General features: G+C 73.0%; 8 protein-coding genes. 3 read left to right on the forward strand and 5 right to left on the reverse strand.

Features of this window, described 5'->3' with window-relative positions:
- Positions 1 to 3: 3 nt before the first annotated feature.
- The gene (locus tag WMJ97_RS13645) at positions 4 to 723 is read right to left on the reverse strand and encodes an MOSC N-terminal beta barrel domain-containing protein (protein WP_347349552.1); all 720 of its coding nucleotides are present in this window, start codon (positions 721 to 723) and stop codon (positions 4 to 6) included.
- Between the two features lie 78 nt (positions 724 to 801).
- The gene (locus WMJ97_RS13650; protein ID WP_347349553.1) at positions 802 to 1536 is read right to left on the reverse strand and encodes an NUDIX domain-containing protein; all 735 of its coding nucleotides are present in this window, start codon (positions 1534 to 1536) and stop codon (positions 802 to 804) included.
- 81 nt (positions 1537 to 1617) lie between these two features.
- Between WMJ97_RS13650 and nadA the strand changes: the two genes are divergently transcribed.
- The 3 genes from nadA to nadC are packed head-to-tail and all read left to right on the forward strand — an operon-like array spanning position 1618 to position 5212.
- The gene (gene nadA, locus WMJ97_RS13655; RefSeq protein WP_347349554.1) at positions 1618 to 2646 is read left to right on the forward strand and encodes a quinolinate synthase NadA; all 1029 of its coding nucleotides are present in this window, start codon (positions 1618 to 1620) and stop codon (positions 2644 to 2646) included.
- 5 nt (positions 2647 to 2651) lie between these two features.
- The gene (gene nadB, locus WMJ97_RS13660) at positions 2652 to 4316 is read left to right on the forward strand and encodes an L-aspartate oxidase (RefSeq protein WP_347349555.1); all 1665 of its coding nucleotides are present in this window, start codon (positions 2652 to 2654) and stop codon (positions 4314 to 4316) included.
- A complete protein-coding gene (gene nadC, locus WMJ97_RS13665; RefSeq protein WP_347349556.1) occupies positions 4313 to 5212 on the forward strand; it encodes a carboxylating nicotinate-nucleotide diphosphorylase in 900 nt (299 codons plus the stop codon). The genes nadB and nadC overlap by 4 nt, the downstream gene beginning before the upstream one ends.
- A 31-nt stretch (positions 5213 to 5243) precedes the next feature.
- Here nadC and WMJ97_RS13670 read toward each other — a convergent pair whose 3' ends face one another.
- The 3 genes from WMJ97_RS13670 to WMJ97_RS13680 form a co-directional block, all read right to left on the reverse strand.
- Positions 5244 to 5534 (reverse strand): putative quinol monooxygenase, encoded by a 291-nt coding sequence (locus tag WMJ97_RS13670; protein ID WP_347349557.1) that lies wholly within the window; start codon positions 5532 to 5534, stop codon positions 5244 to 5246.
- Positions 5535 to 5595: 61 nt separating this feature from the next.
- A complete protein-coding gene (locus tag WMJ97_RS13675; RefSeq protein WP_347349558.1) occupies positions 5596 to 6174 on the reverse strand; it encodes an HhH-GPD-type base excision DNA repair protein in 579 nt (192 codons plus the stop codon).
- Positions 6175 to 6207: 33 nt separating this feature from the next.
- Positions 6208 to 7035 (reverse strand): hypothetical protein (locus WMJ97_RS13680; RefSeq protein ID WP_347349559.1); only part of this gene is annotated, 828 nt, incomplete at its 5' end.

Below are 7035 nucleotides of genomic sequence, written 5' to 3' on the forward strand. Positions count from 1 at the left end.
GCGTCAGAGCCACTCCACCGGCTGGCCGACCCGCAGGACGCCGGGGTTCGTCACCTCGGCGCCCAGCGCCACCCAGGGATCCCCGGACGCCCCGAGCTCGGCGAACAGCCTCCGGTCCCGCTCGCCGGTGATCGGGTCGCGGTCGATGACGACACAGCGCTCGAGGCGCTTCGCGAGAGACAGGACGACGTCCCCGATCCGGATGCTCCGCCCGACCCAGGCCGCCTCCCCGACGGGGTCGTCGGAGTCGTCGACGACCAGGTTGCAGCGGAACCGCTCGGCGTCCTTCTCACACCCCAGCTCCGCGAAGCGGCTCGTGAGCCCGACGCTCACCGGGTTGGCGTAGATCGCCCGCCACGGCGGGCGGATGGATCCGAGCAGGACGCGGCGTCCAAGATGCTCGGACGCCAAGTCGGACACGGGGCCGGGTTGCAGGGCCATCGGGAGAGGGCGTCCCCAGTAGTCGATGAGGGCCCGCTCCCCCGGGCCGATTGATTGAGTCGCGGACTCCCCGGTGGGCAGCGTCAGCCGCACCTCGCATCCCGTCACGGACACGCGCAACGCGAGCAGTTCGGGGTTGGCCATGGTCCGCAGCGCCATGCCGTCGGCGACGAACGCCAGCGAGCGGTCGCCGGCGAGGCCGGCGGCGTCCACCGTCACCTCGCGGACCCGTTCGCGTCGGCACCCCTTGATGGGAGCCCGACCAAGGGTGGTCAGGTACATACTCAGGGACGCTACCGCGTGCGCGAGTCCCTGGCTGTCACCCTTACGGAGGGGCGTCTGCGTTAACGTTCGATTGCGTCAACGTTCGATGCCGTGGTGCCGGGACGCCGGACGCAGCGTCGCGAACGGGTCGGTCACCTCCAACTCCTGGCTGGTGAACCGGAACAGCCCCGCCGGACGCCCACCCCCTTGCGACGGACGGTGCTCCCCCGTCGCCTCCAGTTGGCCGCGCCGCTCGAGCACGCGCTGCAGGTTCGTCACCGCGACCTCGTGCCCGAGCGCGGCCGCGTACATCGCGCGCAGCTCGGCCATCGTGAACTCGGCCGGGGCCAGGGCGAACGCGATGTTGGTGTACGACAGCTTGGCCCTGAGCCGGGCGATGCCGTGCCCGATCACGGCCGCGTGGTCGAACGCCGTCTCGGGCAGCTCCGCGATGGGGTGCCAGGCGGCGTTCTCGGGAAGCTGCGGGTCGTTCGTCCACGGCACGAGGCCCAGGTAGGCGGTCGCGATGGTCCGCTGAGAGGGGTCGCGCCCGGGGGAACTGAGCGTCTCCAACTGCTCGAGGTGCGCGATCTCCGCGAGATCGACGCGCGTCGCCAGGTGCCGCCGGACGGACGCCCCGACCGACTCGTCCGCCTCGACCGACCCGCTGGGCAGCGCCCACACCCCCGCGAACGGGGCCCGGCGCCGCCGACGCAGCAGCACGGTCAACTCGGCGGCGCGCTCGGCGACCCCCCGGACGCGCAGGACGACCCCCAGCGCCTCATGGCGGAAGAGCGCGGCCCCCTGGCCGTCGCGGACAGGCTCGAACATCAACGAAACGCTATCAAACCTCTTTTTCGCCTGGTAGGCTTCAACTACTTTTCGACTACCGAACGAAAACCGGGAGGGACCATGACCGACACCACCGCACGGCCCGCCGTCGCCGAGCCCGACGCCTGGCGCACCTGGGGCGACGCCGAGTACGGCGCGTGGGCCGACGAGGTCCGGCGCCTCGCCGCCGAGCAGGACGCCGTGATCCTCGCCCACAACTACCAACTCCCCGCGATCCAAGACGTCGCCGACCACGTCGGCGACTCGCTCGCCCTCTCGCGGCTGGCCGCGGCGTCCCCGAGGTCGACGATCGTCTTCGCCGGCGTCCATTTCATGGCCGAGACCGCGAAGATCCTCTCCCCCGGCAAGCGCGTCCTCATCCCGGACGCCACGGCGGGCTGCTCGCTGGCCGACACCATCACCGCCGACCAGCTCCGCGCGTGGAAGGCCGAGCATCCGGACGCCGTCGTGGTCTCCTACGTGAACACGACCGCCGAGGTGAAGGCCGAAACCGACATCTGCTGCACGTCGTCGAACGCGGTCGAGGTCGTCCAGTCGATCCCGGCCGAGCGGGAGATCCTGTTCTGCCCCGATCAGTTCCTGGGGGCGCACGTGCGCCGCATGACCGGGCGCGACAACATTCACGTCTGGCTGGGCGAGTGCCACGTGCACGCCGACATCTCGCCGGCCGACCTCGAGGCCACGGTGCGCGCCAACCCCGACGCCGAGCTCTTCGTCCACCCCGAGTGCGGCTGCACGACGTCGGCCCTCTGGCTGGCCGGGCGGGGCGAGCTGCCCGCCGAGCGGACGCACATCCTGTCCACCGGCGGCATGCTCGATCAGGCGCGGGCCACGCACGGGGGCCGCGTCCTCGTGGCCACCGAGGTGGGCATGCTGCACCAGTTGCGCAAGGCGTCCCCGGGCACGGATTTCGTGCCCGTGAACCCCCGCGCTGCCTGCCCGTACATGCAGCAGAACACGCCGCCGAAGCTGCTGCGGAGCCTCCGTGAGGGCGTCGACGAGGTCCGGGTCGACCCGGCCATCGCCGAGCGCGCCCGGCGTGCGGTGGAGCGCATGGTCGCGATCGGGCGTCCGGGCGGCGGGGAGTGATCGGCATGCGGATGCTCAGGGAACTGGCCGCGCCGGCACCCCGATGGCGGCGCCGCACGGACGTGGTGGTGGTCGGCACCGGTGCCGGCGGCCTGGCCGCGACGCTCCGCCTCGCCAAGGCGGGGCTCGCGACCGAGGTGGTCACGCGCGCGGGCGTCACCGACACGGCGACCGCGTGGGCTCAGGGCGGGTTGGCGGCGGTGTGGTCGGCGTCCGATTCGCCGGGCCAGCACGTGGCCGACACGCTGGAGGCCGGCGCCGGGCTCTGCGACCCGGCGGCCGTCTGGCAGCTCGTCCTGGGAGCCCCGGACGCCGTCCGGCGGCTCATCGGGCTGGGTGCGTCTTTCGATCGGGACGCCTCCGGCCGGCTCGACCTGCATCTGGAGGGCGGCCACCGTACGCGGCGCATCCTGCACGCGCACGGGGACGGCAGCGGCGCCGAGGTCGAGCGCGCGCTCGCCGAGGCGCTGGCCGGCGCGACGGCGGCGTCCGGGGTGCGGGTCTCCACGCGGACGCGGCTCGTCGACCTGCTCACGGACGCCTCCGGCGCCTGCTGCGGCGTCCGGGTGCTGGACGCCGACGGCTGGCTGGGCGAGATCGAGGCGGCGGCGGTGGTGCTGGCGTCCGGGGGCGTCGGGCAGGCGTGGTCGACGACCACGAACCCGCCCGTGGCGACGGGCGACGGCCTCGCCGCCGCCTGGCGGGCGGGGGCGGCGGTGCGGGACGTGGAGTTCGTCCAGTTCCACCCGACGCTGCTCGTGGTTCCCGACGGGTTCCGACGGGTCGGCGACCGGGGCGTCCTCGTCTCCGAGGCGGTCCGCGGCGAGGGCGCGCGGCTGCTGGACGCCGGCAGGCGTCCGGTGATGGCGGGCGTCCACCCGCTCGGCGACCTCGCGCCGCGCGACGTGGTGTCGGCGGCGCTGGAGGCGCGGATGGCCGCGACGGGGGCGTCCCACTGCCTGCTGGACGCCACCGGCTTCGGCAAGGAGCGCTGGCAGCGGCAGTTCCCGGGCATCCTCGCGCTCTGCCGCGAGCGGGGGGTCGACCCGGTGCGCGAGCCGATCCCAGTGCGTCCGGGGGCGCACTACCACTGCGGCGGCGTGGCCGCCGACCTCGACGGGCGCACGAGTCTGCCCGGGTTGTTCGCGGTCGGCGAGGTCGCGGCGACGGGCGTCCAGGGGGCGAACCGCCTGGCGTCCAACTCGATCACGGAGGCCCTGGTCGCGGGAGATCGGGCGGGCGCGCTGCTCGTCGGGGACCGGTTCGCGCTCGAGGCGGGGCGTCCGGCGAGGCGGGCGTCCGGGTCGTGCCTGGCCGCGGGCGTGGTGGCGGACGTCCGGGCGGCCATGGACGCCGGCGCCTCCGTCTACCGGACCGAAGAAGGCCTCACCGACGCGCTCGCCGCGCTCGCGCGAGCCGAGGCGTCCCGGGGGCCGCTCGGGCACGCCGCGCTCGACGCAACGAACCTGCACACCGTCGCCACCCTCGTGGCGACCGCGGCCTTGCGCCGCACCGAGTCGCGCGGCTGCCACCGCCGCGCCGATCATCCCGAGCCGTCGTCCGACTGGCTGGGCCGCCTCACCTGGCGCCTCGGCGACGACGGCCCCCAGCGCGACTGGGAACCGCTCAGCACGCACCTGCCCGCCGACCTTCGAGAGGACGCCGCATGACCACCATCGCTTCCCGCCCCGTCGTCGACGCGCTGGCCCGCGCCGGACTGCCCGCCGACGAGGTGCTCGCCGTCGTCGAGCGCACCCTGGACGAAGACCTCGCCTGGGGCCCCGACGTCACCACCGAGGCCACGCTGCCGGCCGAGGCGTCCGGGACGGCCGACGTCGTCGCGCGCCAGCCCGGCTGCCTCGCGGGCCTGCCGGTGGCCGCGCTCGTCGTGGAGACCCTCGCCGCCCGCCAGGGAGCCGACGTCACGGTCGACCTGGTCGCCGCCGACGGCGACCGGGTGCGTCCGGGGGACGTCGTGCTCACCGTCAGCGGACCGTTGCGCTGCCTGCTGACCGCCGAGCGGACCATGCTGAACCTGCTCGGGCAGCTCTCCGGGGTGGCGACGGCCACGGCCGCGTGGACCGACGCGCTCGCCGGCACGCAGGCGCGGGTGCGCGACACCCGCAAGACCGTGCCGGGGCTGCGCGTGCTGCAGAAGTACGCGGTGCGCTGCGGCGGGGGCGTCAACCACCGCATGGGGCTCGGCGACGCGGCCCTCATCAAGGACAATCACGTCGCCGCGGCCGGATCGGTGCGCGCCGCCTTCGAGGCGGTGCGCCGCGTCGCCCCGGGGGTCGCGGTCGAGGTGGAGTGCGACACGCTCCCCCAGGTCCGGGAGGCGATCGACGCGGGGGCCGACCTGCTGCTGCTCGACAACATGACGCCCGACGAGCTGAGCGAGGCCGTGCGGCTCTGCCGGCCGGCGGGCGTCCGGACGGAGGCGTCCGGGGGCTTGACGCTGGCGGACGCCGCGTCCGTCGCGGCGTCGGGCGTCGACTACGTCTCGGTGGGCGGGCTCACGCACTCCGCGCCGGTGCTCGACCTGGGCCTCGATCTGCGGGCGTGATGGCCCGCCCGTGAGGCGAGGGCGGGGCTGGTCAGCCCTCGTACGGGTGGAACTTGTACGTCACGCGCGGCACGGCCATCAGGTCGGCGACGGCCTCGCGCCACGTGAGGTAGTGCTCCTGCGTCTTGTGGTACTCGAGGTCGTCGTCGGCGGCGTACTGCTCGACCAGCACGAACCGGTTCGGGTCGTCGACCGACCGGTGCAGGTCGAACACCTGCACCCCCGGCTCCTGGCGGCTGGCCTCGGCGTTGGCGAGGCTGGCGGCGATGAAGGCGTCCGCGCCGCCGTCGACGACCTGGACATTGCAGTGCACGATCAGCATGCGCCACATTGTTCCGTCGCCCAGGACGGCCCGCAATCTGCTGCACAACCGTCCAGCGCCGCTACCCCTTGGACGCCTTCGCGGCCGCCTTCATCTCCTTCTTGTGCTCGCGGACGAGCCGCAGGGTCTCCGGCGACGTGATGTCGGCGACGGACCGGTGCCCGTCCTGACCGAAGTCGCCGGCAGCCTCGCGCCAGCCGTCGGGCGTGACGCCCCACTGCTTGCCGAGCAGGGCGACGAAGATTCGCGCCTTCTGCTCGCCGAAGCCCGGCAGCGCGCCGATCAGCTTCTTCAGCTCCCGCCCGGTGGACGCCGCCGCGAACAGGTTCGCGGCGTCCGCGTCCCAGGAATCGACCAGGATGCGGCAGAGGTTCTGCACGCGCTCGGCCATCGCCTTCGGGAACCGGTGGATCGCGGGCGTCCGGGAGCACAGCGCGACGAACTCGCCCGGATCCATCGCGGCGATGGTCGCGACATCGAGGCGTCCGCCCAACCGCTCGGCCAGCACCGCCGGCCCCGAGAACGCCTTCTCCATGGTGACCTGCTGATCGAGCAGCATCCCGATGAGCAGGGCGTTCGCGTCGGTGGCGAGCAGCCCGTCGGCGTCGGGGTCGCCGGTGAGGTACAGGGTGCGGGGCATCGGTGATCCTTCGGTCGGGCCGGTGGGAGGAGGCTACTCGAACAGCACGTACTCCGGCTGCGGCGTCAGGGCCATCACCTGCTCGGGGGTCATGAGCACCCACTTGCCCTTGGAGTCCTCCTCGTAGAAGAGCTTGAACCCCTTGTGGACGTACTCCGGCGTCCGCTTCACGATGACGTTGTACGTCTCGGTCTTCATCTTCTCCGAGCCGATCCCGTCGATCGACTTGATGTACACCAGCCCCGGGTGCGGCTTCAGGGCGGTCTCGTCGGTGACGATCTGCACGTGGAGCTGGTGATACAGGAACACCTTCTCCGGCAGGTTGTTGTCGGTCACGATCTTGCTGGTGAACTCGGCGCACTCGTTGAGCTCCTGGCCGGTCACGTGCCCGAACACGGACCCTGGCCGCTGGCCCTCGCTCACGGCCCACTCGGGGTCGAGCGCGAGGCCGACGTCGGGCTCCTTCAGCCACTTCTCGTAGTACTTCACCTCGTCGATGAACTTCGCGCGCCCCGGTTGGATGTTCAGCAGCAGGATCGCCTTGTGCTGGCGGGCCACGTCCAGCCACTGCTGGATGATCTTGTCGTCGACGCGGGTGCGGTACATGCCGTCCTTGCCGGGCTTGCCGTGGACCATCGTGGCGATGAGCTCCATGGTCGGCATGAGCTCGCGTCCGGCGCGGTAGGGCTGGCCGCGCTCCTCCATCTCGGTCATGCGCTCGTTGATGTCGCCGATGCCGAGGCGTCCGAGGGCCTTCGCGCCCGGGTAGCCCGAGTAGCCGAACAGCCGGTACCGCGGGAAGAACTCCCGGCCACCGCGCGGCAGTTCGGGCGCCGAGGCGGTCGGGGACGCCGTGGCGTC

It is taken from the genome of Nigerium sp., assembly GCF_039811905.1.
Lineage (GTDB): Bacteria > Actinomycetota > Actinomycetes > Propionibacteriales > Propionibacteriaceae > Propioniciclava.

Excerpts from the sequence above, each read along its gene's own strand:
- WMJ97_RS13645 (WP_347349552.1), bottom strand. The coding sequence starts at position 723 with ATGTACCTGACCACCCTTGGTCGGGCTCCCATCAAGGGGTGCCGACGC.
- WMJ97_RS13650 (WP_347349553.1), bottom strand. The coding sequence starts at position 1,536 with ATGTTCGAGCCTGTCCGCGACGGCCAGGGGGCCGCGCTCTTCCGCCAT.
- nadA (WP_347349554.1), top strand. The coding sequence starts at position 1,618 with ATGACCGACACCACCGCACGGCCCGCCGTCGCCGAGCCCGACGCCTGG.
- nadB (WP_347349555.1), top strand. The coding sequence starts at position 2,652 with ATGCGGATGCTCAGGGAACTGGCCGCGCCGGCACCCCGATGGCGGCGC.
- nadC (WP_347349556.1), top strand. The coding sequence starts at position 4,313 with ATGACCACCATCGCTTCCCGCCCCGTCGTCGACGCGCTGGCCCGCGCC.
- WMJ97_RS13670 (WP_347349557.1), bottom strand. The coding sequence starts at position 5,534 with ATGCTGATCGTGCACTGCAATGTCCAGGTCGTCGACGGCGGCGCGGAC.
- WMJ97_RS13675 (WP_347349558.1), bottom strand. The coding sequence starts at position 6,174 with ATGCCCCGCACCCTGTACCTCACCGGCGACCCCGACGCCGACGGGCTG.